This is a genomic window from Novosphingobium marinum (assembly GCF_013408095.1).
Taxonomy (GTDB): domain Bacteria; phylum Pseudomonadota; class Alphaproteobacteria; order Sphingomonadales; family Sphingomonadaceae; genus Novosphingobium; species Novosphingobium marinum.
Map to the genome: position 1 here is coordinate 83,489 of NZ_JACBZF010000003.1, position 23,370 is coordinate 106,858.

At 64.2% G+C, this 23,370-nt stretch carries 29 protein-coding genes; 13 read left to right on the forward strand and 16 right to left on the reverse strand.

All coding sequences use genetic code 11. The annotated features are described in order from the left end of the window. Positions 1-9: 9 nt before the first annotated feature. From FHS75_RS09695 to FHS75_RS09705, 3 genes are all read right to left on the reverse strand, one after another. Complete coding sequence (locus tag FHS75_RS09695; RefSeq protein WP_179407535.1) at positions 10-783, reverse strand: LytR/AlgR family response regulator transcription factor; 774 nt, start codon at positions 781-783, stop codon at positions 10-12. Continuing rightward, positions 728-2,017, reverse strand: coding sequence for a sensor histidine kinase (locus FHS75_RS09700; protein WP_179407536.1), 1,290 nt, complete (start codon positions 2,015-2,017; stop codon positions 728-730). Before FHS75_RS09700 ends, FHS75_RS09695 begins: the two co-directional genes overlap by 56 nt. Before the next feature lie 111 nt (positions 2,018-2,128). After that, positions 2,129-3,643 carry a fumarate hydratase gene (locus tag FHS75_RS09705; protein WP_179407785.1) on the reverse strand — a complete coding sequence of 505 codons (1,515 nt, stop codon included), beginning with the start codon at positions 3,641-3,643 and terminating at the stop codon, positions 2,129-2,131. 188 nt (positions 3,644-3,831) lie between these two features. On the opposite strand from FHS75_RS09705, the gene FHS75_RS09710 reads away from it, so the two are divergent. The 4 genes from FHS75_RS09710 (at position 3,832) to FHS75_RS09725 (ending at position 6,841) form a co-directional block, all read left to right on the forward strand. Beyond that, positions 3,832-4,434: a protein-L-isoaspartate O-methyltransferase family protein gene (locus tag FHS75_RS09710; protein WP_179407537.1), complete on the forward strand. Its 603-nt coding sequence runs from the start codon at positions 3,832-3,834 to the stop codon at positions 4,432-4,434. Between the two features lies 1 nt (position 4,435). Further along, entirely contained in the window at positions 4,436-5,890 is a 1,455-nt protein-coding gene (locus FHS75_RS09715; protein ID WP_179407538.1) for a TolC family outer membrane protein, read from the forward strand. A 26-nt stretch (positions 5,891-5,916) separates the two neighbouring features. After that, positions 5,917-6,381 carry a DUF2497 domain-containing protein gene (locus FHS75_RS09720; RefSeq protein WP_179407539.1) on the forward strand — a complete coding sequence of 155 codons (465 nt, stop codon included), beginning with the start codon at positions 5,917-5,919 and terminating at the stop codon, positions 6,379-6,381. A gap of 85 nt (positions 6,382-6,466) precedes the next feature. Further along, positions 6,467-6,841 carry a (2Fe-2S) ferredoxin domain-containing protein gene (locus FHS75_RS09725; RefSeq protein ID WP_179407540.1) on the forward strand — a complete coding sequence of 125 codons (375 nt, stop codon included), beginning with the start codon at positions 6,467-6,469 and terminating at the stop codon, positions 6,839-6,841. On the opposite strand, the gene FHS75_RS09730 is transcribed toward FHS75_RS09725, so the two are convergent. Then, entirely contained in the window at positions 6,838-7,131 is a 294-nt protein-coding gene (locus tag FHS75_RS09730; protein ID WP_179407786.1) for a hypothetical protein, read from the reverse strand. The genes FHS75_RS09725 and FHS75_RS09730 overlap by 4 nt on opposite strands. Positions 7,132-7,263: 132 nt before the next feature. Here FHS75_RS09730 and FHS75_RS09735 point away from each other — a divergent pair, with 132 nt between their 5' ends. Genes FHS75_RS09735 through xth form a run of 3 tightly spaced genes read left to right on the forward strand, consistent with a single transcriptional unit; the run spans position 7,264 to position 8,864 of the window. Further along, positions 7,264-7,695 carry a CBS domain-containing protein gene (locus FHS75_RS09735; protein WP_179407541.1) on the forward strand — a complete coding sequence of 144 codons (432 nt, stop codon included), beginning with the start codon at positions 7,264-7,266 and terminating at the stop codon, positions 7,693-7,695. 57 nt (positions 7,696-7,752) lie between these two features. Beyond that, positions 7,753-8,085 carry a HesB/IscA family protein gene (locus FHS75_RS09740; protein ID WP_179407542.1) on the forward strand — a complete coding sequence of 111 codons (333 nt, stop codon included), beginning with the start codon at positions 7,753-7,755 and terminating at the stop codon, positions 8,083-8,085. Next, complete coding sequence (gene xth, locus FHS75_RS09745) at positions 8,085-8,864, forward strand: exodeoxyribonuclease III (protein WP_179407787.1); 780 nt, start codon at positions 8,085-8,087, stop codon at positions 8,862-8,864. Before FHS75_RS09740 ends, xth begins: the two co-directional genes overlap by 1 nt. A gap of 45 nt (positions 8,865-8,909) precedes the next feature. On the opposite strand, the gene FHS75_RS09750 is transcribed toward xth, so the two are convergent. From FHS75_RS09750 to FHS75_RS09795, 10 genes are all read right to left on the reverse strand, one after another. Next, positions 8,910-9,557: a cell wall hydrolase gene (locus tag FHS75_RS09750; RefSeq protein ID WP_179407543.1), complete on the reverse strand. Its 648-nt coding sequence runs from the start codon at positions 9,555-9,557 to the stop codon at positions 8,910-8,912. A 188-nt stretch (positions 9,558-9,745) separates the two neighbouring features. Further along, positions 9,746-10,087, reverse strand: coding sequence for a DUF1491 family protein (locus FHS75_RS09755; protein ID WP_179407544.1), 342 nt, complete (start codon positions 10,085-10,087; stop codon positions 9,746-9,748). A gap of 1 nt (position 10,088) precedes the next feature. Next, positions 10,089-10,577 (reverse strand): PaaI family thioesterase, encoded by a 489-nt coding sequence (locus FHS75_RS09760; protein WP_179407545.1) that lies wholly within the window; start codon positions 10,575-10,577, stop codon positions 10,089-10,091. Further along, positions 10,552-11,013 carry a PTS sugar transporter subunit IIA gene (locus tag FHS75_RS09765; protein WP_179407546.1) on the reverse strand — a complete coding sequence of 154 codons (462 nt, stop codon included), beginning with the start codon at positions 11,011-11,013 and terminating at the stop codon, positions 10,552-10,554. Before FHS75_RS09765 ends, FHS75_RS09760 begins: the two co-directional genes overlap by 26 nt. A gap of 113 nt (positions 11,014-11,126) precedes the next feature. After that, positions 11,127-11,702 (reverse strand): ribosome hibernation-promoting factor, HPF/YfiA family, encoded by a 576-nt coding sequence (gene hpf, locus FHS75_RS09770; RefSeq protein ID WP_179407547.1) that lies wholly within the window; start codon positions 11,700-11,702, stop codon positions 11,127-11,129. Positions 11,703-11,722: 20 nt separating this feature from the next. Beyond that, positions 11,723-12,412 carry a DNA polymerase III subunit epsilon gene (dnaQ, locus tag FHS75_RS09775; protein ID WP_179407548.1) on the reverse strand — a complete coding sequence of 230 codons (690 nt, stop codon included), beginning with the start codon at positions 12,410-12,412 and terminating at the stop codon, positions 11,723-11,725. 51 nt (positions 12,413-12,463) lie between these two features. Then, positions 12,464-13,066, reverse strand: coding sequence for a dephospho-CoA kinase (gene coaE, locus FHS75_RS09780; protein WP_179407549.1), 603 nt, complete (start codon positions 13,064-13,066; stop codon positions 12,464-12,466). Continuing rightward, on the reverse strand, positions 13,063-13,896 hold the full coding sequence (gene aroE, locus FHS75_RS09785) for a shikimate dehydrogenase (protein WP_308420091.1): 834 nt from the start codon (positions 13,894-13,896) through the stop codon (positions 13,063-13,065). The genes coaE and aroE overlap by 4 nt, the downstream gene beginning before the upstream one ends. Beyond that, the gene (locus FHS75_RS09790; protein ID WP_179407550.1) at positions 13,893-14,477 is read right to left on the reverse strand and encodes a Maf family protein; all 585 of its coding nucleotides are present in this window, start codon (positions 14,475-14,477) and stop codon (positions 13,893-13,895) included. The genes aroE and FHS75_RS09790 overlap by 4 nt, the downstream gene beginning before the upstream one ends. Then, on the reverse strand, positions 14,474-15,319 hold the full coding sequence (locus FHS75_RS09795) for a pyruvate, water dikinase regulatory protein (RefSeq protein ID WP_179407551.1): 846 nt from the start codon (positions 15,317-15,319) through the stop codon (positions 14,474-14,476). The genes FHS75_RS09790 and FHS75_RS09795 overlap by 4 nt, the downstream gene beginning before the upstream one ends. Positions 15,320-15,657: 338 nt before the next feature. Between FHS75_RS09795 and hemE the strand changes: the two genes are divergently transcribed. The 4 genes from hemE (at position 15,658) to FHS75_RS09815 (ending at position 19,364) form a co-directional block, all read left to right on the forward strand. Further along, positions 15,658-16,692 carry a uroporphyrinogen decarboxylase gene (hemE, locus tag FHS75_RS09800; protein WP_179407552.1) on the forward strand — a complete coding sequence of 345 codons (1,035 nt, stop codon included), beginning with the start codon at positions 15,658-15,660 and terminating at the stop codon, positions 16,690-16,692. 41 nt (positions 16,693-16,733) lie between these two features. Next, positions 16,734-17,177 (forward strand): CopD family protein, encoded by a 444-nt coding sequence (locus FHS75_RS09805; protein WP_179407553.1) that lies wholly within the window; start codon positions 16,734-16,736, stop codon positions 17,175-17,177. A 189-nt stretch (positions 17,178-17,366) separates the two neighbouring features. After that, positions 17,367-18,623: a transcription termination factor Rho gene (rho, locus tag FHS75_RS09810; protein WP_179407554.1), complete on the forward strand. Its 1,257-nt coding sequence runs from the start codon at positions 17,367-17,369 to the stop codon at positions 18,621-18,623. A 15-nt stretch (positions 18,624-18,638) separates the two neighbouring features. After that, positions 18,639-19,364: a YjbE family putative metal transport protein gene (locus tag FHS75_RS09815; RefSeq protein WP_179407555.1), complete on the forward strand. Its 726-nt coding sequence runs from the start codon at positions 18,639-18,641 to the stop codon at positions 19,362-19,364. On the opposite strand, the gene FHS75_RS09820 is transcribed toward FHS75_RS09815, so the two are convergent. After that, complete coding sequence (locus FHS75_RS09820) at positions 19,365-20,951, reverse strand: FMN-binding glutamate synthase family protein (protein WP_179407556.1); 1,587 nt, start codon at positions 20,949-20,951, stop codon at positions 19,365-19,367. A 4-nt stretch (positions 20,952-20,955) separates the two neighbouring features. Next, positions 20,956-21,654: a dienelactone hydrolase family protein gene (locus tag FHS75_RS09825; RefSeq protein ID WP_179407557.1), complete on the reverse strand. Its 699-nt coding sequence runs from the start codon at positions 21,652-21,654 to the stop codon at positions 20,956-20,958. Between the two features lie 99 nt (positions 21,655-21,753). Here FHS75_RS09825 and FHS75_RS09830 point away from each other — a divergent pair, with 99 nt between their 5' ends. Continuing rightward, complete coding sequence (locus FHS75_RS09830; protein ID WP_179407558.1) at positions 21,754-22,023, forward strand: DUF6489 family protein; 270 nt, start codon at positions 21,754-21,756, stop codon at positions 22,021-22,023. A gap of 42 nt (positions 22,024-22,065) precedes the next feature. Next, the gene (gene mnmE, locus FHS75_RS09835; RefSeq protein WP_179407559.1) at positions 22,066-23,343 is read left to right on the forward strand and encodes a tRNA uridine-5-carboxymethylaminomethyl(34) synthesis GTPase MnmE; all 1,278 of its coding nucleotides are present in this window, start codon (positions 22,066-22,068) and stop codon (positions 23,341-23,343) included. Positions 23,344-23,370 lie beyond the last annotated feature (27 nt).

The window sequence follows — 23,370 nt, forward strand, 5'->3', positions numbered from 1 at the left end:
GGCCGTTTCCTAACGGCCCGCCATTTTTTTGACGTTGGAAAGATAGGTCCGTCCGATACGCAGTGCATCGCCGTCCTCGGTCTCGACGCACCAGACGCCCAGCCCCTCGTGCCGCAAGCCCTTGATGTGATTGCGCCGCAGGATCGTGGATCGGTGAATGCGGATGAACTGTTCGGGGTCCAGCCGCTCCTCGAGCCCCGCGATGGTCTGGAGGAGCAGGAAACTGCCGTTGTCGGTGTGCAGCCTGACGTAGTCGCGCTCGGCGTCGATCTGCTTCACGTCGCTTGCCGCGATACGCAGCAACTCCGATCGGTGCGGCACCCAGAATTCGCGCAGCCACTCGTCGGCCTCGACCGCCTTGCCGCTGCGCCGCGCGAGGACACGCTGGATTGCCCGGTCGAGCCGGTCGGGCGAAACGGGCTTGAGCACGTAGTCGACCGCATCGAGATCGAAGGCCTCGACCGCGAAATTGTCGTGCGCAGTCACGAAGACGATCGCCGGCGCCTTGTCCTTCCTGGCAAGCGCGCGCGCAACCGAAAGGCCGTCCAGTTCCGGCATAGTCATGTCGAGCAGCAGGAGGTCGGGGGAAAGCGCGTCGATCAGGCGCAGCGCCGCCGCGCCGTCGTTCGCAGTGCCGGCGATGGAAAGATTCTCGAGGCCGGCGCAGACGATCTGCAATCTTTCGACGGCGAGCGGCTCATCGTCGACGATCAGGGTTCTGAGTGGTTCAGTCACGATGGAACTCCAACGGCATGCGCAGCGTGGCGCGGTATCCTCCGCCATCGGCGGGCCCGGTGTCCAGCGTTGCATCGCTGCCGAAGCGGGCCCTCAGGCGATCGCGCACATTCGCAAGGCCGATCCCGAAGCCGTGACCCGCCTCCTCCGAAACGCCGGGCCCGTCGTCTCGCACATCGATGATCAGCCAGCCGCTCTCGGTACGCGCCGAGATCGCGATGGTCACGGGCTCCCGGCTGCGGGCGACAGCGTACTTCACCGAGTTCTCGACGAGCGGTTGCAGGATCATGCCGGGCACAAGGGCGCTGGCCAGGTCGTCCGGCACATCGATCTCGCACTTCAGCCGGTTGGGAAACCGCACCGATTCGACATCGAGGTAGAGGCGTTGCAGAGCCATTTCCTCGTCGAGGCGCGAGTCCCCGGTCGGGTCGCCCGACAGCGTGCGGCGGTAGAACGACGACAGCGTCTGGATCATCGTCTCAGCAGCGTCCTTCTTCCCGGTCATCACCAGCGCGGACAGCGAATTGAGCGTGTTGAACAGGAAGTGCGGATTGACCTGGTAGCGCAGCGAGCGAAGCTCGGCGGCGGCGGCGGCGCGACGATGCTCGCCTTCGCGGCGCTCGGCGATGCGCGCCTGCTCACCCTTCACGAGCGCAAGGTAGATCGCTGCCCAGGCAAGCAGCAGGAAGTAGCGTCCCGAAGCAAGATCGCTGAGTGCGGCCCACTTCTTTTCGCCCGAATCGGTTTCGTCCGAGATGATGACCCGGGCAGTCTTGCCGTCCTTGCCGGTAGACGTGATGACGCGCGTCTCGCGCCCGCTCTCGGCCTGTGCCGCGCCCGGAGCAGGGGGTTCGGGCGGAGCAGGCGGGCTCGGCAACTGCGGAAGGTCGACCAGCACGTTGCCGGCCTCGTCCCGGCGGATGCGGATGTCCTGCATGCCTTCTTCGGGAGATACGATTTCGTCGGGTTCCAGATCGGCAAACGCCGCCTGATTGACTGCCGCAAGGAGCAGCGACGCCGGAAATGCGCCCAGCGCGATGGCGACCGCCTTGACCCAGAAGGGCCGCGGGTCGAGCATTCGAAGCAGCGGCCAGAGCGAGGCCGTCACCGCCATCGACGCGATCGTCACGACCAGGCGGCGGGAAACAACGGGCCAGGTGAATTCGAAGCCGACCAGCGCGCCGCGCAGGGTCGCCAGCACGAAGTAGCAGATCCAGAGTCCGGCTATCGATCCAAGGACAAGCCTCGCCGGGACCGGCGGGGATGAGGAGTGATCGGTCATCCGGCCCGGATAGCGCGGCGGAGCCCTCGATGGCCAGCAAGTTGGTAGAACAGCGTCAACGGTTCGTCGAACGCCTGTTGCCCCGCTCCGACACCCCCACTCGCACGGCGATCAGTCCGCCAGAAGCTTTTCCTTCGCGATCCTGTCCTGCCAGTGCCGGGGGGCGAGGCGATGGACGTTCTGCCCTTCTGAATCGACTGCTACGGTCACCGGCATGTCCCTGACTTCGAACTCGTAGATCGCTTCCATCCCGAGATCCTCGAAGCCGACGATCTTCGCGGACTTGATCGCACGCGCCACGAGATAGGCGGCGCCGCCCACCGCCATCAGGTACGCCGACTCGTGATTTGCAATCGACTCAGTCGCGGCGGGCCCGCGTTCGGCCTTGCCGACACAGGCGAGAAGGCCCTGCCCGAGCATCATGTCCATGAACTTGTCCATGCGGGTCGCGGTGGTAGGACCGGCCGGACCGACCACCTCGTCGCCCACGGGGTCGACGGGGCCGACATAGTAGATGACCCGGCCACGGAAATCGACGGGAAGTTCCTCGCCCTTGGCCAGCATGTCCTGAATGCGCTTGTGCGCGGCATCGCGGCCGGTCAGCATCCTGCCGTTGAGGAGAAGCCGGTCACCCTGCTTCCAGCTCTTCACATCCTCTGCGGTGAGCGTGTCGAGATCGACGCGTCTGGCTTCCTTGCTCGGCGTCCACTGGACCTTGGGCCAGGCGTCAAGGTCGGGAGCCTCCAGATAGGTCGGGCCCGAACCGTCGAGCGTGAAGTGCGCGTGGCGGGTTGCCGCGCAGTTAGGGATCATCGCGACGGGCTTGTTCGCCGCGTGGCACGGCCAGTCGAGGATCTTGACGTCGAGCACGGTCGAAAGGCCGCCCAGCCCCTGCGCACCGATGCCGAGCGCATTGACCTTGTCGAAGATCTCGATGCGCAGCGCCTCGATGTCGTTCTGCGGGCCGCGCGCCTTGAGCTGTCCCATGTCGATGGGGTCCATCAGGCTCTGCTTGGCAAGCTTGACGCAGTGTTCGGCGGTGCCCCCGATGCCGATGCCGAGCATGCCGGGCGGGCACCACCCTGCACCCATCTGCGGCAGCATCTCGAGGACCCAGTCGACGATGTTGTCGGACGGGTTCATCATCTTGAATTTTGACTTCGCCTCGCTGCCGCCACCCTTGGCCGCGACGTCGACGGAGACCTTGCTTCCCGGCACCATCTCGACCGAGAGCACGCTCGGCGTGTTGTCCTTCGTGTTGCGGCGCGTAAACGCCGGGTCGGCAAGAACCGATGCGCGAAGCTTGTTCTCGGCATTGGCGTAGGCGCGCCGGACGCCCTCGTCGACGACCTCCTGCAGCGATCGGTCCGATTCCAGCCGGCAATCCTGTCCCCATCTGACGAAGACATTCACGATGCCGGTGTCCTGGCAGATCGGGCGATGGCCCTCGGCGCACATCCGGCTGTTGGTCAGGATCTGCGCAATGGCGTCCTTGGCCGCCGGCCCTGCCTCGGCTTCATACGCCTCGCCGAGCGCGCGGATGTAATCCATCGGATGGTAGTAGCTGATGTACTGGAGTGCGTCGGCGACGCTCTCGACAAGGTCATCCTCGCGAATGACGACCATTTCGCCCATGCTGGTCTCGCTCCTGCAGCGTTGTTCAAATGCGACGCTCCCATAGGCTTGCGAAGGCGATTTGGTCAAAGCGCTTGGCGAGTTTGCCGCATTGGCTTAGACGCTGCTTTAATTCAGGGACATTGTCGGACTGCCCGGCTTCCATTGCATTGCGGCAGGCCATGAGGAAATTGCGCACGATGATGACAACCGAGGACCGACCCTCCGCCAAGTTCGACGCGGCAAGGCGCGCGATGATCGACAGCCAGCTTCGTCCGAGCGGCGTGAACGAGCCGTGGGTCCTGGGCGCCATGGCCCGCGTCCCGCGCGAGGAATTCGTGCCTGCCGAATTCCGTTCCGCCGCCTATATCGACCGGGCGATCCCGCTGGGTGACGGCCGCTATCTCGCTGCCCCGCTGGTCCAGGGCAAGATGCTTTCCGAAGCCGCGCCGGTGGAAGGCGACAAGGCGCTGCTCGTCGGCGACGGCAAGGGCTATCTGGCGCAATTGCTGCGGCCGATGGTCGGCTCGCTCGACGCCGTCGCGCCGTCGGAGGCGAAATCCGCGACCGGGGAGGGTGGATACTCGCTCGTCATCGTGGACGGAGCGATCGAGGAGCTTCCCGAAACGCTTGCCGGCCGCCTGGCGGATGACGGACGCATCGTGACGGGCCTCGTGCTGCGAGGCGTCACCCGCCTCGCCACCGGGCGCAAGTCGGGTGGTCACGTCGCGCTGCTGCCGCTTGCCGAAATCGGTATCCCGGTCCTCTCGGAATTCGCCGCGGCCAAGCGCTGGAGCTTCTGACATGATGCAAAGCGGGCTCCGGCCCGGCCTTGCAGCCGGGATCGCGATTCTGTCGCTGGCGGTGGCCTCGCCCGTGTCGGCCGATACGCTGCGCGAAGCGTTGTCGCAGGCATACCGGACGAACCCGACTCTCGAAGGCTCGCGCGCCCAGCAGCGCGCCCTTGACGAAACCGTGCCGATCGAGCGTGCTGCAGGCCTGCCCTCGGTCAATGCGCAGGCCACGCATGTCGAATTCGTGAAGAACAGTTCGAACAGCTTCACCAGTCCGGAGCGGGCGTTCAGCGCCGACCTCAACCTCGGCGTGCCGATCTACTCGGGTGGTGCGGTGAAGAATTCGGTCAGGGCTGCGAAGAATCGCGTCGAGGCCGGGCAGGCGGACCTGCGTGCGACCGAATCGGCGATTTTCTCGCAAGTCGTCGCCGCCTACATGGACGTCATCCAGAACGAGGCGATCGTCGGGCTGAGCAGCAATCAGGTCGACGTATTGGGCGTGAACCTGCAGGCCACGAGCGACCGGTTCGAGATCGGCGACCTTACCCGGACCGATGTCGCCCAGTCGCAGGCGCGCCTCGCCCTTGCCGAGGGTAACCTGAGATCGGCGCGGGCAAACCTCGTATCGGCGCGTGAGACCTACATCCAGCTCGTGGGCGAGGCTCCCACGAATCTCCAGCCACCCCCGCCGCTGCCGAACCTGCCTGACAGCCCGCAGGACGCCGTGGCGATAGCGCTCGATTTCAATCCCGACCTGATCGCGGCGAAGGAGCGCGTCGACGCGGCGCAGAACGAGATCGACGTTGCCGGCTCGACCCGCCTGCCCACGGTCGAGATCTTCAGCACCGGCGGTTACAACGATTACTTCGGGACGCTGGGCGGACCTACGTCGAGCCAGTTCGACCAGACCGAAACCACCGCGCAGGTCGGCGTGCGCGCCTCGATCCCGCTGTTTCAGGGGGGGCGGCCTGCGGCGCTGCGCAGGCAGGCGCAAGCACTGGCCGCGGCGCAGATGGAACAGGTGATCGAAGTCGAGCGCGACGTCATCGCTCAGGTGCGCGCCGCTTATAGTTCATGGCGCGCATCGCTGGCGCTTATCGAATCATCGCAAGTCGCAGTCGATGCCGCCGAGCTCAGCCTCGAAGGCGTCCGCGCCGAAAACAGCGTCGGGAACCGCACGATCCTCGATATCCTGGACGCCGAGCAGGAGCTGCTCGACACCCAGGTGCGGCTCGTGCAGGCGCGCCGCAACGCATACGTCGCGGGCTTCTCGCTGCTGGCTGCGATGGGCCGGGCCGAAGCGCGCGACCTGAACCTCGACGGTGGCGTTCTTTACGATCCGGAGGTCAATTATCGCCGGGTGCGCGGCAAGTGGTTCGACTGGGACAACGATCCCGCTCCGGTCGCGCAATCTACGCGAACCGTTGACACACCGGCCCAAGACGGTTCAATTCAATCCGATTAACTATCTTTGCCCAGGGGGACAGGGCGATGCGTCAGGCGAGCGAACCAAGCGTCGAGGAAATCCTCGAATCCATCAAGCAAGTGATCGCGCGCGACAATCGCGTGGGCGCGCTTGAAGAACGACGCCGAAGGGAGATTTCGGGCGTTCCCGGCGACGAGGTGGAAAGCGACGATGTGCTCGACCTCGCGCTCGATGCCGAACTCGTGCCCGGGGACGAGAATTTCGACAATGACGGCGAGGACGACGCGACCTCGCCACTCCTTGCCGAAGATGCCCAGGCTTCGATGCGCGAATCGCTTGCGGCGCTGGCCATGCTCTCGACGCCGGGAGCCCAGCCGCAGATCGTACGCTCGGGCGAAACCTCGCTCGAAGGCCTCGTGCGCGAGATGCTGCGACCCGCGCTTGCGGAATGGCTGGACAAAAACCTTCCGCCGCTCGTCGAGCGGATGGTGGCGACCGAGATCAAGCGGATCGTCGGCAAGAAGGATTGAATTTCGCCGCTAGCGGCCCGACGTTCGTATTCATGACGAAACCATTTGTGCACCGCCCGGTTGAGGATCGCTCGCGGGATCGCACGTGTTAAGGAGCCGGGAAAAGGAGCTTTCGCAGGCGCGCCGCGCGTTGGACAAGGCGGGCGGAGAGGACATCCGACGGCATATCTTCCTGTGCGCCGAGCCGCGGAAAGCGAACTGCTGCTCTCCCGAGGTCGGCGCGGCCTCGTGGAAATACCTCAAGAAGCGGCTAAAGCAGCTCGATCTCGACGGTCATGGCGGAGTCGCGCGAACCAAGGCCGATTGCCTAAGGATTTGCGAAGCCGGCCCGATCGCGGTCGTCTGGCCGGACGGTGTCTGGTACCACAGCTGTACCGAAGACGTGCTCGAACGGATAATCCAGCAGCACCTGATCGGCGGTGAGCCGGTCGAGGAGTTCCGGCTTCTTCCCGCAAGCTAGCGGTTGCGCTCTTCCTCGAGCTTGTCGGAGATGGCGCCGTCGTGGCCCGTCCCGCTCGACAGGAAGACCAGACCCATCAGGGCCGAAGTCAGCAGCATCGCAAATCCGATGCCGAGCGCGGTCGCGATATAGAAGTGGATCGAGACCAGCCCGTTGCTCCGATAGAGCACGTAAAGCGAGCCGACCACCATCGTGACGGTGACCAGCATCATCCATTTCATCAGGCGACGATAACGCGCCCACGCGTGCGCGGCGGTCTTCGGGTCGTCTAGCGGTGAGGGCGGGACCATGTACGCCAATTGGCTCCGCCGGCGGGTTGTTGCAAGACGAATCTTGGTCGCGCGGGGCCGGGGTGCGGCGAACTGGCGCTGCTGCGCCATATGTGGCACTCTCCGAGTCATACAAACCGGGAGAACGAGACGATGTCTATCGCCAGGATCATCGAGGGTCGCAACGCCGCCGACATTATCACCTGCGACGTAGAAATGACCGTCCGGCAGGCGGTCAACCTGCTTGCCGGGCGGAGAATCGGGGCCATGCCCGTGATGGAGCAGGGTCAGGTCGCCGGCGTGTTTTCCGAACGCGACGTAATCTACCGCCTCGACAGCAACGGGCCGGGCATCCTCGAAACCCGTGTCGGCGACGTGATGACCGCTCCGGCGGTGACGGTATCCTCGGACTCGTCGATCGACGAGGCACTGTCGATGATGACCAAGCGCCGGATACGCCACTTGCCGGTGGTCGATCAGGGGCGGATGATCGGGATCGTGTCGATCGGCGATCTGGTCAAGTACCGGATCGACGCCATCGAGTCGGAAGCGGCGGCGATGCGCGACTACATTCGCACGGCCTGAACCCGCACGGACGGGCTCCCGCTTGCCGCCCCGGGCAGCGAACCCTACATCGGTACCATGACCGAACAGAGCGTTACCCTTAGCCCCAGCGCCGCCGAACGCGTCGCGTTCATCGCCGGAAAGCAGGGCAAGCCTGCAATCCTTCGCCTCTCCGTGGAAGGCGGCGGCTGTTCCGGTTTCCAGTACAAGTTCGGCCTTGCCGATGCTCCCAAAGGCGACGACGCGGTGTCCGAGACTGCCGGGGTACGGCTGATCGTCGATCCGGTCAGCCTCGACCTCGTCGGCGGGTGCACGGTCGACTACGTAGAATCGCTCGGCGGCGCGGCGTTTCGCGTCGAAAACCCGAACGCGACCGCCGGCTGCGGCTGCGGCTCGAGCTTCGCCGTGTGATCAAGGTAGCCGGGTTCAACATCAACGGGGTTCGCGCGCGGCTGCCCAGGCTCCTCGAATGGCTCGAGGAAACGCGCCCTTCGGTCGCCTGCCTTCAGGAAATCAAGTGCCAGGACGATGCGTTTCCGGCGAACGAGTTCGAAAAGCTGGGCTACAAGGCGATCTGGCACGGGCAGAAAGGCTTCAACGGCGTTGCGATCCTCGCGGACGGCGAAGCCCCGGTGGAGGTCGGTCGCGGCCTTGCGGGCGATCCCGAGGACGAGCATTCGCGCTACATCGAGGCGGATGTCTTCGGCATCCGGGTTTCCTGCATATACCTGCCCAACGGTAACCCGCAGCCGGGGCCGAAATTCGACTACAAGCTTCGCTGGATGGAACGCCTGCGCGACCGCATGGCCGAAATCTCGGCAGAGGAAATCCCTGCCGTCGTGATCGGCGATTACAACGTGATCCCGTTCGACAGGGACGTCTGGTCGCCCGCCGCGATGTCGGGCGACGCGCTGATGCAGCCCGCCTCGCGCGACGCCTATTTCCGCCTGCTGGCAGATGGCTGGACCGACGCGATCGGCCTTCACAATCCGCGCGGGGGCGTCTGGACCTACTGGGATTACCAGGCCGGCGCCTGGCAGCGCGATCACGGGTTCCGGATCGATCACGCACTGCTCTCGCCCGAGCTGGCCGACAGGCTCGATTCCTGCGGCGTCGACAAGGCCCATCGCGCGCGCGAGAAGGCGAGCGATCACGCCCCGGTCTGGGTCCGGGTGCGAGACGCAGCCTGAGCCTCCCGCCGCGAACGGCGAGAGGCGGATACTCAGGCTAACGGATCAGCGATAGAAGACGTGGTTGTCGACGCGCGCGATGCGCGTCAGGCGCCAACGCGGCGAGACGCGGGCGGCATGGAAGAAAAGCGCGCCCTCGACGGGGCTGGTCCAGCTACCCGAATGCGCGATCTGCGCAATCGCGACCGCTCGCTTCCAGGCATTGGAGCCCTTGCGAATCGAGGGCATCGAATTGCCGCGCACGAACGAGAATTGCGAGCGTTGGAACACGACACCGCAATAACTGTCGGGGAACCGGCCCGACTTCTTGCGGGCGACAATGACGCGACCGACGGCAAGCTGGCCGTTGAGCGTTTCGCCGCGCGATTCGAAATAGACGGCACCCGCGAGGCAGTGCAGATCGCGCGAGAGCTCCGACGGAGCCGGCTGCGCTCGCACCAGTTCGGCAAGCGATGCTGCCGACATCGGGGCTTCCTCGGCGAAATCTGGCGTCTCGACGGCATCTTCCTCGACTTCCTTTTCTGGAAGCGGCTGGACGAGAGGCTCGGAAACGAATTCCACCTTCTGTTCCGGCTCGATAATCGCGGGGATCATCTCCTCCGCGAAGGCGCCCGAACCGGTAGCGCCAAAAAGAGCGGTCAACATGGTCGCAGCCACGGCAGCGCCGCTGGCCATTCTCAGCTTGATTCGCATCTATTCCACAATTTAGGCGGTGGACTGCCCGACACAGGTTGGGAACCCTCTTCGTCCCCCAAGCGTAGTACGCTCGTAACAAGACCTGCCGGCCGCCCCCCGTCTGCGCGCTAGCCCGGACAACCGTATGCCGTCCGAACCGCCTGCGCCGAAGCGGTGCGGCCCATTCGTTCCGCAGCGCAGCAAAGTCAATCGGAAAATTCGGGCGCGCCGATAAGCCGTTCACCATGCGCGATATCCAGTTCCACGATCCAGAGATCGTCATCCTGCGCGGCGCGCCTTTCGAGAAAATTAAGGAAATCTGCGGGATTCCGGGAATCCTCGGTCCGTGACAGATGCCAGGCACGCGTACCGTCCGCCTGCGGCATCCGCTCCCATGCCCGGCTTTTCCGGCCGCTTTCGGTAACGACGACCATCAGCGTTCCCGCTTCACGATGCCCCTTGGAAACGACCGTGGCAAAGCCTCCCTCGGCCTGAACGCGGCGGATCAGCCCCGCGATCTCGACGTGGGCCGGGAGCCGCGGTTCCATTTCAGCCCGCTTTCGACGACGGAGTATACCCCGGCAGGCTGGAGAGCGGGATGCGCGAACGCATGAACGTGCCGGTGCCGCGTCCGATCTCTTCTCCTTCGGCGTCGAGCAGGCGCGATTCGGCCACGAGCACTCGCCGGCGACCGCTGATCCAGTGACCTTCCGCGATCGCCTCGCCCGAGTGCAGCGGAGCGGTGAAGTGCAGGTTGAACGAGGTGGTCAGCAGGAAACGGTCGGTAACGTGCGTGTTGGCGGCGTAGAAGGCCGCATCGTCGAGCATCTTGAAGTAGATCGTCCCGTGAGCGGCGCCGGCGGCGTGAAAAACCGACGGATCGACCGTGAACCGGATCCGCGAGCGACCGTCGCCGACAATCTCGAGCGTCGATCTGAAAAGATGGTTGATCGGTGCCGAAGCGTAGAGCGCCTCGAGCCCGCGCCAGTGCAGCGCCGCACCGCCCTCGCTATCAGGCGGCGTCGCGGTCGATGACATTGCAGAGCACGCCGAAGAGCGCCTCGGGCTCGGTGGCTTGCGTGAGCATCTGGTGCATGTGTTCGTCGCGCATCATCCGCGAGATGGCGGCGAGTGCGTGCAAATGCGTCGATCCGGCGGCCTCGGGCGAAAGCAACCCGAAGACGAGGTCGACCGGCATGCCGTCCGCCGCATCGAAGTCGACCGGAGACTGAAGTTTCAGGAACGCGGCGAGCGGACGCCCGACCGAACCGAGCCGCGCGTGCGGGATGGCAACGCCGCGCCCGAAACCGGTGCTGCCGAGGTCTTCGCGGTCGCGTAGTCCCCCGCGCACGTCCTCGTGGTCGAGGCCATAGACCTTCGCAAAGGTGCCGGCGAGCAGTTCCAGGATTTCCGGCTTGCTTCCAGCCGGAACGATGGCGACTGCCTCGGGCAGGAGAGTGAATAGCGCTGTCATCTTCTGTTCTTGTCAAACGGCCCGGCAATGCCGGACCTATAGCCTGAAGAGCCCGAAAAAATCGGGCCGCATTCACGCATCTCGGTCTGTAAATGGCCCCGGATCAGGAGGCGTCAGGACGGTTCGACCCAGCCGATCGAGCCATCGTCGCGGCGGTAAACCATATTGTGCCGCCCCGTGCCAGCGTTTTTGAAGAAAAGGGCGGTCGTATTGCGCAGGTCGAGCATCATGACGGCGTCGGAAACGGTCGTCTCGGGCACGTCCACGCGTGTTTCGGCGATCACGACAGGCGCATCGGGCGTCTCGCTCTCGTCGTCGGTTTCGACGAAGGGGGGCTCCTCGAAGATGACGTAGGCGGCTTCCTCCTCCTTCAAGGCGTGGACCGCCTGCTCGTGCCTGTCCTTCAGGCGGCGCTTGTAGCGGCGAAGCTGCTTGTCGATCTTTTCCGCCGACTGTTCGAAGGCCTGGTGCGCATCGTGCGCGATCGCGGAACCCTTCAGGAGCAGTCCCTGCATGACGTGCATGACGATATCGCATCGGAACGAGGCCGCGGGCGCCTTGCCGAACGTGACGTGAGCGGACAGGGCGCGGTTGAAATACTTCTCGACCATCGCGGTAAGCCTGTCGTTGGCATGCGCCTGGAGCGCTTCGCCGGTGTCGATCTGGTGGCCGGAGATGCGGATATCCATTATTTTCGTTCTCCTGGAATTCAGGCCTTACCGCTCCACAGCGGGGCCTCTATCGTCTTCAAGAATTCGGCATGGGCCGCCATTTCCGCCGCACTCGCCGCATGAGGGCGGGGCGCACGGAAAGGCCTGTCCTGCCGGTGGGAAATCGTTTCGGCAATCGCGGTTTCGCTGGCCTCGGATACGAGTTCGAGCCCGATCTGCCTGCCTCCGCGAAGCTCCACGTAGACTTGCGCGAGCAATTCGGCATCGAGCAGTGCGCCGTGCAGCGTGCGATGGCTGCGATCGATGCCGTAGCGGGTGCACAACGCATCGAGCGAAAACTTCGCTCCCGGATGGCGCACCCGCGCGAGCGCGACCGTATCGACCATGCGCTCCAGCGAGATGGGCGCAAGGCTGCACACCGCTAGCTCGGCATTGAGGAATCCGAAATCGAAGCCGGCGTTATGCGCGACCAGTGGGCAATCGCCGAGGAATTCGAGCAGCTCCTCGACCTTCTCGGCAAAGCGCGGCTTGTCCGAAAGAAAGGTGTCGGAAAGCCCGTGAATCGCTTCGGCTGCCGCGGGCATCGGGCGATCGGGATTGAAATAGGCATGAAAGGTCCGGCCAGTCGCCACCCGGTTCATCATCTCGATGCAGCCGATCTCGACCATCCGGTCTCCGCCTTTCGGGTCCAGGCCGGTCGTTTCGGTATCGAAGATGATCTCGCGCATCTCTATCCATATCGTTCCGCGAAACGCCCGAAGCAAGAGCTTCGCGCGGGTTTATTCATCCTGAGTCAAGCTGTGCGCCAGTCGCTGCACGGCATGACGCGTCTCGGCCAGGGAGGTTCCGGTGTCGATAACATAATCCGCATTGCGGCGTTTCTCCGCGTCGGGCATCTGCAGGCCCAGGATCCGCTCGAACCTGGCCTCGGTCATGCCGGGGCGGGCCAGGACGCGCTGGCGTTGCGCTTCGGCGGGTGCCGATACGACGAGCACGGCATCGACTTCGTCCCGTCCTCCCTTTTCGAAAAGCAACGGTATGTCGAATACGACCAGCGGACTCTCCGCGTGATGTGCCAGGAAATCCCGGCGCGATTGCGCGACGGCGGGATGGACGATCGCCTCGAGACGGGCCAGCGCCGCGGGATCGTCGAAGACGGCGGCACCCAGTCTTGGCCGGTCCACACCTTCGGGGCCGGTAGTGCCGGGAAATCCAGCCTCGATCTGGGCAACGAGCGAGCCGCCGGGTCCCTGCATTTCGTGGACGGCGGCGTCGGCATCGAAGACCGGTACGCCCAGTCCCTGGAACATCGCGGCCACGGCGGACTTGCCCATGCCGATCGAGCCGGTGAGGCCGAGTACGAAGGGCCGGCGCGAAGTCATCGGATCAGCATGGCCCGCAGTTCGGCATCGTCCTCTCGCGGTGGAGCCGTGCCGAAGAAGCGTAGGAATGCCGTGGCTGCCTGTCCAACCAGCATTCGCAGCCCGTCGGCGGTTCGTAGGCCCTGGCGTTTCGCCGTTTCGAGCAGGTCGGTACGAAGAGGCGCGTAGACCATGTCGAAGACCAGTCCGTCACCTGCGACCATCGGAAGTTCGTCGAGGAGGAACCGGGGCATCGGCTGCTGTCCCGCCATACCAAGCTGGGTCGCATTGACGACGAGCGCGGCACCTTCGAGCGCGCCCGATCCGGCTTCGAACGGCAGGATCCGTGCGCCGAGGCCGCATTCACTGGCAGCGCGCCCGGCTTTTTCCGGCGTTCGCGCGAGGATCCGGACTTCGCCGCAGCTTTGCGCGGCAAGGTAGGCGAAGGCCGCGCGCGCCGCGCCTCCCGCTCCGATAACGGTCGCTACGCGATCGCGCAGCGCCAGCGCGCCGACTGCCTCCGCGATCCCGTCGACGTCGGTGTTCGTCGCGACCAGCCGCTTGTCCTGCGTGCGGTAGATCGTGTTGGCCGCACCGATGGCGCGCACCCTGTCGTCGGCACCGGGAATGAGCATCGCCGCGCTTTCCTTGTGCGGGATGGTCACGTTGCAACCGCGCCAGTCGAGATCGAGCGCACGATTCTCGAGGAATCCGGCAAGCTCGTCGGGCCGCACGTGAAAGGCCCGGTAACTGGCCTTTAAATCGAGCTGCTTGAGCCAGTGGTTGTGAATGAGCGGGGACTTGGAGTGGGCGACGGGATCGCCGATGACTTCCGCGTACGGCAGGCTCACGAGGTCAATTCTCCAAGCTGGCGCAGTCCGGCAAGAACCTTGAGAAGCGGCATGCCGAGTATGGTGAAATAGTCCCCTTCGATCCGTTCGAAAAGCTGCACGCCGCGCGCCTCGATCCGGAACACGCCGACACAGGCAGATACTTCGGGCCATTCGCGATCTAGATAGCGTTCGATGAATTCTTCTGACATATCAATGACATGGAGTGACGCCATGGCGTCGGCTTGCCATATTACCTCGCCGTCGCGAGCAAGCGAAGCAGCGCTGTGCAACCGCATGATCCTGCCCGCGAAGAACCGCAGGTGCCGCGCCGCTTCCTCCCGGCTAGCGGGCTTGTCGAACCTGCGACCCTCGACCTCGACCAGCGAATCGCTGCCGAGCACCAGCATCCCGGCATACCCTCCGGAAACCGCCAGGGCCTTTTCGCTGGCCAGCGCCACGGCTACGTCTCCGGGCGACGCTTCGCCCAGTCGTGCTTCGATGGCCCGCTCGTCGACATCGGCGGGTTCGCAAACGAACTCGAGTCCCGCCGAAGAGAGCATGTCCCGGCGCGAAGCGCTGCGAGATGCCAGGACGATCATATCGGTTTGGACCCGCCGACCTTACTTTCGGTCTCGATCCGCCGCTCGGTCAGGAGGTTGATCACCGCAGCGGCGGTTTCCTCGATCGAACGCCGCGTCACGTCGATCACCGGCCAGTTGTTGTCGGCGAAGATGCGCCTTGCGAACTGGACCTCGCGCCCGACGCGATCGGTATCGACATAGTGCGTGTCGGGTGCCTGGTTGAGCGAAAGCAACCGGTTGCGCCGCACCTGGATCAGCCGTTCGGGCGCCGTTGTCAGCCCGACGACGAGCGGGTGTCGCAACCCGAAAAGGGCAGGGGGAGGGGGGCTTTCGATAACGACCGGGATATTCGCGACCTTGTACCCGCGATTGGCGAGGTAGATGCTCGTCGGCGTCTTCGAGGTGCGCGACACGCCCGCGAGGACGATGTCGGCTTCCTCCCATTCCTCCCAGAGCAACCCGTCGTCGTGGGCAATCGTGTACTGGATGGCGTCGACGCGCGCGAAATACGCCTCGTCGAGCTGGTGCTGGCGGCCCGGACGTCCGCGCGCCTGCTGGCCGAGCATGCTTTCGAGCGCACCGGTGACTACGTCGAGCGCGGCGACCGCGGGCAAGCCGAGCTTGCGGCAGTGGTCCTCGAGACGCTCGCGCGTATCGCTGTTGACGAGTGTGAAAAGCACGAGGCCCGGGTGACTGGCGATTTCGTCCATGATCCGGTCGAGATGCTGTTGCGAGCGTACCATCGGCCAGAAATGACGGATGACCTCGGTATCGTCGAACTGCGCAAGCGCCGCCTTCGCGATCATCTCGAGCGTCTCGCCGGTCGAATCCGACAGGAGGTGGAGATGAAGGCGCGCCATGGCTCCGATCCGCGGGACCGCGTGTCCCGGACACTTGTGGATAGAGACCGGCATAAACCACGGGACAGGACCGTGTACAACCGGAGGACGCAAAACGCTCCCCGCTGTCTCGGAGAAAGCATGGGTGTTTTGGACAGGGCCGATGACGTTCCCACAGGTCCGGGACAGCGGGGATAAACATTGCTTGACGCAGCCTGCACCGGAGTCGCACGTCTACCCGGGCTGTTCATCGCGGGACAATTCGGGCAAGACCCCGGTTGTTCGCGCTTTCCACAAGCCAACAGATTCCATCATCCTTCTAATAAGAATCTTATTTTATTGATTGGACCCCGATAGCGATGCCCGGACTCCTGCTTCGCACCTTGCTCGGCGAGAATGCCGGATCACGTCCCGTTTGGCTCATGCGGCAAGCGGGACGGTACCTGCCCGAATATCGTGCCTTGCGCGCCGAGAAGGGCGGATTTCTCGCTCTCGTCTACGATAGCGATGCCGCTGCCGAGATCACGCTGCAGCCGATCCGACGTTTCGGTTTCGACGGTGCGATCCTGTTCTCCGACATTCTCATAGTGCCCTACGCGATGGGTCAGGATCTCGAGTTCACGGCAGGCGAGGGACCGCGCCTGTCGCCGCCACTGGTCGACAGTGCGCTCGATGCGCTCAACGCGGTGCCCGACCGCCTTTCGCCGATTTACGAGACGGTCCGCAAGGTCCGCGCCGCGCTTGGCGACGGACGCACCCTTCTCGGCTTTGCCGGCAGTCCGTGGACCGTGGCTACCTACATGGTGGCGGGCGAGGGGAGCCGTGACCAGCACGAAACGCGGGCCATGGCCTATCGCGATCCTGCGGCGTTCCAGGCGATCGTCGACGAAATCGTGTCGGTGACCGTGGATTACCTCGCCGGACAGATTTCCGCTGGTGCGGAGGCTGTGCAGATCTTCGACAGCTGGGCGGGCAGCCTTGCCCCGGCCGAATTCGAGCGCTGGGTCATCGCGCCCAACGAAGCCATCGTGCGTTCGCTCAAGGTCCGCTTTCCGAAGGTACCCGTCATCGGGTTTCCCAAGGGTGCGGGCGAGAAGCTGCCTGCGTACGCCCGAGAGACGCAGGTCGACGCAGTCGGCCTCGACGAAACCATCGATCCGGTCTGGGCGGCGCGCGCGCTCCCGGACGATCTGCCGGTGCAGGGCAATTTCGATCCGCTTCTCCTCCTTGCGGGGGGAGAAGAACTCGACAGGCAGGCGAAGCGCATCCTCGATGCCTTTGCCGGCCGGCCGCATGTCTTCAACCTCGGCCACGGTATCGGCAAGGAAACGCCGATCGAGAACGTCGAGCGGCTCCTTGCGACCGTACGCGGTTGGCAATCGGCAGGCGCGTAAAGGGATGACGGGCAGGGGCCGCCCGCGCTAAGGCCCTGCCCATGGAACAGGTGCTTTCGATGGTCTATCTCTGGCTCAAGGCGGGTCATCTCATCTTCGTGATCTTCTGGATGGCGGGGCTTTTCATGCTGCCGCGCTATTACGTCTATCATCAGGAGGCCGCCGAGGATTCGCCCGAGAATGCCCTCTGGCTCGATCGCGAGAACAAGCTTCGCAAGATCATCCTGCTGCCGTCGGTCGTCATCGTCTGGGTCCTGGGGCTCGCTCTGGCTTATGCGGGCGACTGGTGGACTTCGGGATGGTTTCACGCGAAGTTGCTGCTCGTCGTGCTTCTCAGCGCCTTTCACGGCTGGCTTGTCGCCTACGGGAAGAAACTGGCCCGCGGAGAGCGGACACTCTCCGGAAAGAAGCTGCGGCTTCTGAACGAGGTTCCGGGCATCACCATCGCCATCATCGTGATCCTCGTGGTCGTGAAGCCGTTCTGACCTGCGGCGCATGCGGCCAGCCGTGCGTCATCGTGGCGCAAGCGAATTGACGCGGGCAGGGCCAGCGCGTATCTCGTAACCAGAAACCGGCTGCCGCAATTCCAGCGCGGCAAGGTCTGCTTTCCCCAAGCCCATAGACCCGCCGGCCTTTCCCGACCCTGTTTCTCTTTCCGGAAAACGACTGCCGATATGCATCTCAAGGAACTCAAGAAGAAGACACCTGCCGAACTGGTCGAAATGGCCGAGGAAATGGGTGTCGAAGGCGCATCGACCATGCGCCGGCAGGACATCATGTTCGGCATCCTCAAAGAGGTCGCCGAGGACGGCGAGGAGATCATGGGCCTCGGCACGATCGAGGTCCTGCCCGACGGATTCGGCTTCCTGCGTTCGCCCGAGGCGAACTATCTTGCCGGGCCGGACGACATCTACGTATCGCCCAACCAGATCCGCAAGTACGGCCTGCGTACCGGCGATACCGTTGAAGGCGAGATTCGTGCGCCCCGCGACGGAGAGCGCTATTTCGCGCTGACCAAGCTTACCAAGGTAAACTTCGACGAACCCGACGTCGTCCGCCATCGCGTCAATTTCGACAACCTGACCCCGCTCTATCCCGACTCGCGACTGCGGCTCGATACGCTCGACCCGACCGTGAAGGACAAGTCGGCGCGGGTGATCGACCTCATCAGCCCGCAGGGCAAGGGCCAGCGCGCCCTGATCGTCGCGCCGCCGCGTACCGGCAAGACCGTGCTCCTGCAGAATATCGCGAAGGCGATCACCGACAATCACCCGGAGGTGTTCCTGATCGTGCTGTTGATCGACGAGCGGCCCGAGGAAGTCACCGACATGCAGCGATCGGTCAACGGAGAGGTCATTTCCTCGACCTTCGACGAGCCCGCGCAGCGCCACGTCCAGGTCGCGGAGATGGTGATCGAGAAGGCCAAGCGCCTGGTCGAGCACAAGAACGACGTCGTCATCCTGCTCGATTCGATCACGCGCCTCGGACGTGCCTACAACACTGTCGTGCCCAGCTCTGGCAAGGTGCTGACCGGCGGTGTCGATGCCAACGCGCTGCAGCGACCGAAGCGTTTCTTCGGCGCGGCGCGCAACATCGAGGAGGGCGGCTCGCTTTCGATCATCGCGACCGCGCTCATCGATACCGGCAGCCGCATGGACGAAGTCATCTTCGAGGAGTTCAAGGGCACCGGCAACTCGGAGATCGTTCTCGACCGCAAGGTCGCCGACAAGCGCATTTTCCCGGCGCTCGACGTCGGCAAGTCCGGCACGCGCAAGGAAGAGCTGCTCGTTGCCAAGGACCAGCTGTCGAAGATGTGGGTGCTTCGCCGCATCCTCATGCAGATGGGCACGATCGATGCCATGGAGTTCCTTCTCGACAAGATGAAGGATTCCAAGACCAACGAAGACTTCTTCGCGACGATGAACCAGTAAGCGGGGCTTGATCAATTGCATGATCTGATCGCACTCGCTGCTGCCGCCGCGCCCTCGCTGGGCGGGCCGGCGGAAATCTGGGCGGCCATCGTCAAGGATTTCTCGAACCTGGGCACGCCATCGGCAATGGCCGCGTTCCTTCAGGTCCTTGCCATCGACATCGTTCTGGCGGGCGACAACGCGATCGTCGTGGGCGCGCTTGCGGCGGGACTGCCACCGGATCAGCGCAAGAAGGTCATTGCGATCGGCGTCCTTGCCGCACTCGTGCTGCGCGTTGCGTTCGCGCTGATGGTGACATGGCTGCTCGGCATCGTGGGGCTGATACTCGCAGGCGGCCTGCTGCTGCTCTGGGTAGCCTGGCGCATGTACCGCGACCTCAAGGGCCACGGAGCCGGGGAGTCGGCTGGATCTCCGGAAATCGAGGGCGACGAGCATTCGGGCGTCGCCCCTGCCAAGAGCTTCGCGGCGGCTGCCTGGTCGGTCGCCGTGGCAGACGTCTCGATGAGCCTCGACAACGTGCTTGCCGTTGCCGGAGCGGCGCGCGACCACCCCGGCATTCTCATCGTCGGGCTGATTGTCGCCGTGGCCCTGATGGGCATCGCTGCGAACGTCATCGCAAAATACATCGAGCGTTATCGCTGGATCGGCTGGGTCGGCCTTGCGGTGATCGTCTACGTCGCGCTCAAGATGATCTACGACGGAGCGTTCCAGGTTGCGCCTTACGCAGCTGCGGCGGTCTGATCAGGCGACGCGCCGGAAGGTTTCGGCCCGCGCCTCCCGCCAGGCCCGGGCAAATTGCGTGTTCTCCGGGTCCTGCAGCAGTCGCCCCGGCTCGAGGAATTCGTAGACCGAATCGATCGGCAGCGCCCGGGTGCTGTCGAGCCGGTCGAACAGGTCCCACGGCCTTAGTTGCCAGGGATCGGTATGTCCCATTGCCACCACGATCTCGCGAAAGCTTTTCAGCGTCTCGCGATGGAAGCGATAGACACGCTCGGCCTTGTCCGGAACGACCAGTCCCTGCTGCCGCCACGCCTGTTGCGTCGCGACTCCCGTGGGGCATTCGTCGGTATGGCAGCGCATCGACTGCACGCATCCGAGTGCGAACATGAACGACCGGGCGGCGTTGCCCCAGTCCGCGCCCAACGCGAAGGCGGCGGCAAGCCCGGCTCCCGAATGGATCTTGCCCGACACGCCGAGCCGCACGCTACCCTTCAGCCCGCACCCGACCAGCGCATTGCGCATCGCCATCAGCCCCTGTCGCATCGGCATTCCGACGCTGTTCGACAGTTCGGGCGGAGCCGCGCCTGTGCCACCTTCGCCGCCGTCGACGACGATGAAATCGGGAGTCCGCCCGGTCTCGATCATTGCTTTCATCAGCGCCATAACTTCATGCAGCTGGCCGACGCAGAGCTTGAAGCCAACAGGCTTGCCGCCCGATAGCTCGCGCAGGTCGTCGATCCATTCGATCAGTTCGACCGGTGTCGAGAAGGTCGAGTGAGCAGGGGGAGAGTTGCAGTCCTGCCCGACATCGACGCCGCGGGCTTCGGCGATTTCCCCGGTTACCTTCGAGCCGGGAAGCACGCCGCCGTGGCCGGGTTTTGCCCCCTGGCTGAGCTTCACTTCGATCATCTTGACCTGATCGTCGCCTGCCTGCTCGGCGAACTTGTCGGGATCGAAGTTGCCATCGGTGGTCCGACACCCGAAGTAGCCGCTTCCGATCTCCCAGATCAGGTCGCCGCCATGCGAGCGATGATACCGGCTGATTCCTCCTTCGCCCGTGTCGTGGGCAAACCCGCCTTTCGCAGCGCCCCAGTTCAGAGCCTCGATCGCGCGCCCGCCGAGCGATCCGAAACTCATCGCCGATATGTTCAGCAATGATGCTTCGTAAGGCTTGCCACATCGTTCGTTTCCGATCCTGACACGCCAATAATCAGGCGCGGACGCGTCAGGAACGATCGAATGGCTCAGCCACTCGTATTCCTCCGAGTACGTGTCGAGCTCGGTCCCCATCGGATGCTTGTCGAGCTCGCCCTTGGCCCGGGCATAGACCAGCGCGCGCTGGTCACGGTTGAAGGGGCGACCTTCGAGATCGCTTTCGACGATGTAGGTGTGCAGGTACGGGCGCAGGTCCTCGAAAAGCCAGCGCATTCGGGCGATCAACGGGAAATTGCGCCGCAGCGTGTGCTGGCGCTGGAAGAAATCCCACATCGCGATCGCAAGCAGGGGAGCGAGCAACATCAGGCTCCAGCGCAATGCCGGAACGATCGCCGCGCTTGCGGTCAGGACGATCAGGATTGCCGGGACGAGGTACCGCGGGGCGAGGCCCATCCTATCAGCCGATATGCCGCGCAAAGAACTCCGTCGTCCGTCCGTCTGCCAACTGTGCGGCGCTTTCGTCGCGGCGCGACCCGAACTCTGTGGCGAAGCCGTGGTCGAGACCCTCGTAGTCGTAGATGGTCACGTGCGGGTTGGGATCGAGTCCCTCGTGCATTGCCTTCTGTGCCTCGGGCGGAACGAAACCATCGGCGGTCGGCACATGAAGCATCAGCGGTTTGGCAATCGCATGCGATTCGTTGAGCATCTGGTCGATCATCACGCCGTAGTATCCGACCGAGGCATCGATGTCGGTACGCGTCGCGGTCATGTAGGCGACCTTGCCACCCATGCAAAAGCCGACAAGGCCGACCTTGGGCACGTCGGCCTCGCGGCGGATCCAGTGTATGGTTGCTTCGACGTCCTCGATCCCCGCATCGAAATCGTGCTTCTGCATGTAATCGATAGCGGCCTGGAACTGCTCCTCGATGTCGGGATCCAGTTCCACATCGGGCTGCTGGCGCCAGAAGATGTCGGGTGCGACGGCAAGATAGCCCTTGGCAGCCCAGTCGTCGGCCTTCTTGCGAATGCCCTTGTTCACTCCGAAGATCTCCTGGATCACGATGATGGCACCCTTGGCCTCTCCTGCCGGTCGGGCGACGTAGGCTCCGAACGATCCATCGTTCCTGAGGGTCGGGATCGTGGTGTTGGTCGTCATGGGCAACTCCTTTCAGGCATCCGGTCAGTATGCGCCGAACATGGACTTTGCCAAGCCCGTGTGTCAGCAATGCGATGTTGCGGTGGCGCGGAGAATGCCATGAAGATCAATGTCGAAGTCGAATGCACTCCCGAAGAGGCTCGTCGCTTCCTTGGCCTGCCCGACGTTACCAAGGTCAACGAGATCTATGTCGACGCCCTTGCCAACGCCATGCAGGGAGTGGGTTCCATCGAACAGATGCAGGAAATGACCAAGCAGATCGCACCTATGGGGCAGATGGCACTCAAGGTCTTCCAGTCGATGCTTGAGAGCGGCGCCGCGATGAGCGGGATGGGCTCATCGTCGCCGAAGAAGGGTCCGAAACAGTAAGTCCCTTGCATTTACCAGCAGGATGATGCGGTCCGGAACCCGATGAGTACGGACACGATTTTCGCCTTGTCGAGCGGCGCCCCGCCAGCCGCCATCGCAGTCGTCAGGATAAGCGGGCCGCGATCGCGCGATGCCTTGCAGGCGCTGGCCGGGACGCTTCCCGCCGCGCGGCGAGCCACGCTGAGGCGATTGCGCGACCACGACGGGCAAGTCCTCGACGATGCTCTGGTTCTCTGGTTCCCCGGTCCCGCGACCGCATCCGGGGAAGACCTCGCCGAGCTACACCTGCACGGGGGCAGGGCCGTGGTTCATGCGGTCGAGCAGGCGCTGTCGGGGATTGCAGAGTTGCGCCGCGCAACTCCGGGCGAGTTCACGCGCAGGGCCTTCGTCAACGGGAGGATCGATCTCGCCGAAGCCGAGGGACTTGCCGATCTCCTTGCGGCGGAAACCGAACTGCAGCGTCGTAGCGCGCTCGCGATGGCCGAAGGAACGTTCTCGGCCACGGTCGACAGGTGGCGCGAACGGCTTCTCGGTCTCTCCGGGTCGGTCGAAGCAGCGCTCGATTTCTCGGATGAGGATGACGTTGCACTGTCCGAAGTGTTTCACGTGGAACTTGTGCAGCTCCGGGACGACATGGCGACCTGGCTGCAGCGCCCTCGCGCGGAGCAGCTGAAGGACGGTTTCCGGGTTGTGCTCGCCGGACCGCCAAATGCCGGAAAAAGTACCCTTTTCAATGCCTTGGTCGAAAGTGAAGCGGCTATCACAGCCGCGACTGCCGGGACGACGCGCGATGTGTTGGTACGATCCGTCGCCCTTGCGGGAATGCCATTCTCGTTCATCGATACCGCCGGGTTGCGTGAGGGGTCGACCGACGAGATCGAGACAATCGGGATCGGACGCGCAATTGCCGAACTCGGCCGCGCCGACCTCGTCCTCTGGCTGGGTCCCGAGGAAGAAGGTCCTGCGGGATGCTGGGAAATCGAGGCCCAGATCGACCGGACGGATCGAGCGAGGAAGGCCAGCGCGCGGCATCGTGTGTCGGCCGAGTCGGGGGTCGGCCTCGATGGCCTGCGAAGCGATCTCCTGGCGGCTGCCAGGACCACGATGCCCAAGCCCGGAGCGGTCGCACTGAACGAGCGCCAGCATCGTCTGTTGCACGAAGCGGTCGATGCGCTTCGTGAAGCAGGATCGGTCGAGGACCTCATTCTGCTTGCCGAATGCCTTCGCCTCGCCAGATCCGCCTTCGACGCCCTTGTCGGTCGCACGACCACCGAGGACATGCTCGATGCGCTCTTCGGCCGCTTCTGCATCGGCAAGTGACGTTCCACGTGAAACAAGTTTTCGCGC

Bases quoted from the DNA above. Each gene is read 5' to 3' on its own strand.
- FHS75_RS09750 (WP_179407543.1), bottom strand. From the start codon at position 9,557: ATGCGAATCAAGCTGAGAATGGCCAGCGGCGCTGCCGTGGCTGCGACC.
- FHS75_RS09820 (WP_179407556.1), bottom strand. From the start codon at position 20,951: ATGGGCCTCGCCCCGCGGTACCTCGTCCCGGCAATCCTGATCGTCCTG.
- FHS75_RS09715 (WP_179407538.1), top strand. From the start codon at position 4,436: ATGATGCAAAGCGGGCTCCGGCCCGGCCTTGCAGCCGGGATCGCGATT.
- FHS75_RS09700 (WP_179407536.1), bottom strand. From the start codon at position 2,017: ATGACCGATCACTCCTCATCCCCGCCGGTCCCGGCGAGGCTTGTCCTT.
- FHS75_RS09790 (WP_179407550.1), bottom strand. From the start codon at position 14,477: ATGATCGTCCTGGCATCTCGCAGCGCTTCGCGCCGGGACATGCTCTCT.
- hpf (WP_179407547.1), bottom strand. From the start codon at position 11,702: ATGGATATCCGCATCTCCGGCCACCAGATCGACACCGGCGAAGCGCTC.
- FHS75_RS09695 (WP_179407535.1), bottom strand. From the start codon at position 783: ATGGCGGAGGATACCGCGCCACGCTGCGCATGCCGTTGGAGTTCCATC.
- FHS75_RS09760 (WP_179407545.1), bottom strand. From the start codon at position 10,577: ATGTCATCGACCGCGACGCCGCCTGATAGCGAGGGCGGTGCGGCGCTG.
- FHS75_RS09730 (WP_179407786.1), bottom strand. From the start codon at position 7,131: ATGGTCCCGCCCTCACCGCTAGACGACCCGAAGACCGCCGCGCACGCG.
- FHS75_RS09755 (WP_179407544.1), bottom strand. From the start codon at position 10,087: ATGGAACCGCGGCTCCCGGCCCACGTCGAGATCGCGGGGCTGATCCGC.
- hemE (WP_179407552.1), top strand. From the start codon at position 15,658: ATGCCCGGACTCCTGCTTCGCACCTTGCTCGGCGAGAATGCCGGATCA.
- FHS75_RS09705 (WP_179407785.1), bottom strand. From the start codon at position 3,643: ATGGTCGTCATTCGCGAGGATGACCTTGTCGAGAGCGTCGCCGACGCA.
- mnmE (WP_179407559.1), top strand. From the start codon at position 22,066: ATGAGTACGGACACGATTTTCGCCTTGTCGAGCGGCGCCCCGCCAGCC.
- FHS75_RS09740 (WP_179407542.1), top strand. From the start codon at position 7,753: ATGACCGAACAGAGCGTTACCCTTAGCCCCAGCGCCGCCGAACGCGTC.
- FHS75_RS09795 (WP_179407551.1), bottom strand. From the start codon at position 15,319: ATGGCGCGCCTTCATCTCCACCTCCTGTCGGATTCGACCGGCGAGACG.
- FHS75_RS09805 (WP_179407553.1), top strand. From the start codon at position 16,734: ATGGAACAGGTGCTTTCGATGGTCTATCTCTGGCTCAAGGCGGGTCAT.
- FHS75_RS09735 (WP_179407541.1), top strand. From the start codon at position 7,264: ATGTCTATCGCCAGGATCATCGAGGGTCGCAACGCCGCCGACATTATC.
- FHS75_RS09830 (WP_179407558.1), top strand. From the start codon at position 21,754: ATGAAGATCAATGTCGAAGTCGAATGCACTCCCGAAGAGGCTCGTCGC.
- FHS75_RS09765 (WP_179407546.1), bottom strand. From the start codon at position 11,013: ATGACAGCGCTATTCACTCTCCTGCCCGAGGCAGTCGCCATCGTTCCG.
- coaE (WP_179407549.1), bottom strand. From the start codon at position 13,066: ATGACTTCGCGCCGGCCCTTCGTACTCGGCCTCACCGGCTCGATCGGC.
- dnaQ (WP_179407548.1), bottom strand. From the start codon at position 12,412: ATGCGCGAGATCATCTTCGATACCGAAACGACCGGCCTGGACCCGAAA.
- FHS75_RS09720 (WP_179407539.1), top strand. From the start codon at position 5,917: ATGCGTCAGGCGAGCGAACCAAGCGTCGAGGAAATCCTCGAATCCATC.
- FHS75_RS09710 (WP_179407537.1), top strand. From the start codon at position 3,832: ATGATGACAACCGAGGACCGACCCTCCGCCAAGTTCGACGCGGCAAGG.
- FHS75_RS09825 (WP_179407557.1), bottom strand. From the start codon at position 21,654: ATGACGACCAACACCACGATCCCGACCCTCAGGAACGATGGATCGTTC.
- rho (WP_179407554.1), top strand. From the start codon at position 17,367: ATGCATCTCAAGGAACTCAAGAAGAAGACACCTGCCGAACTGGTCGAA.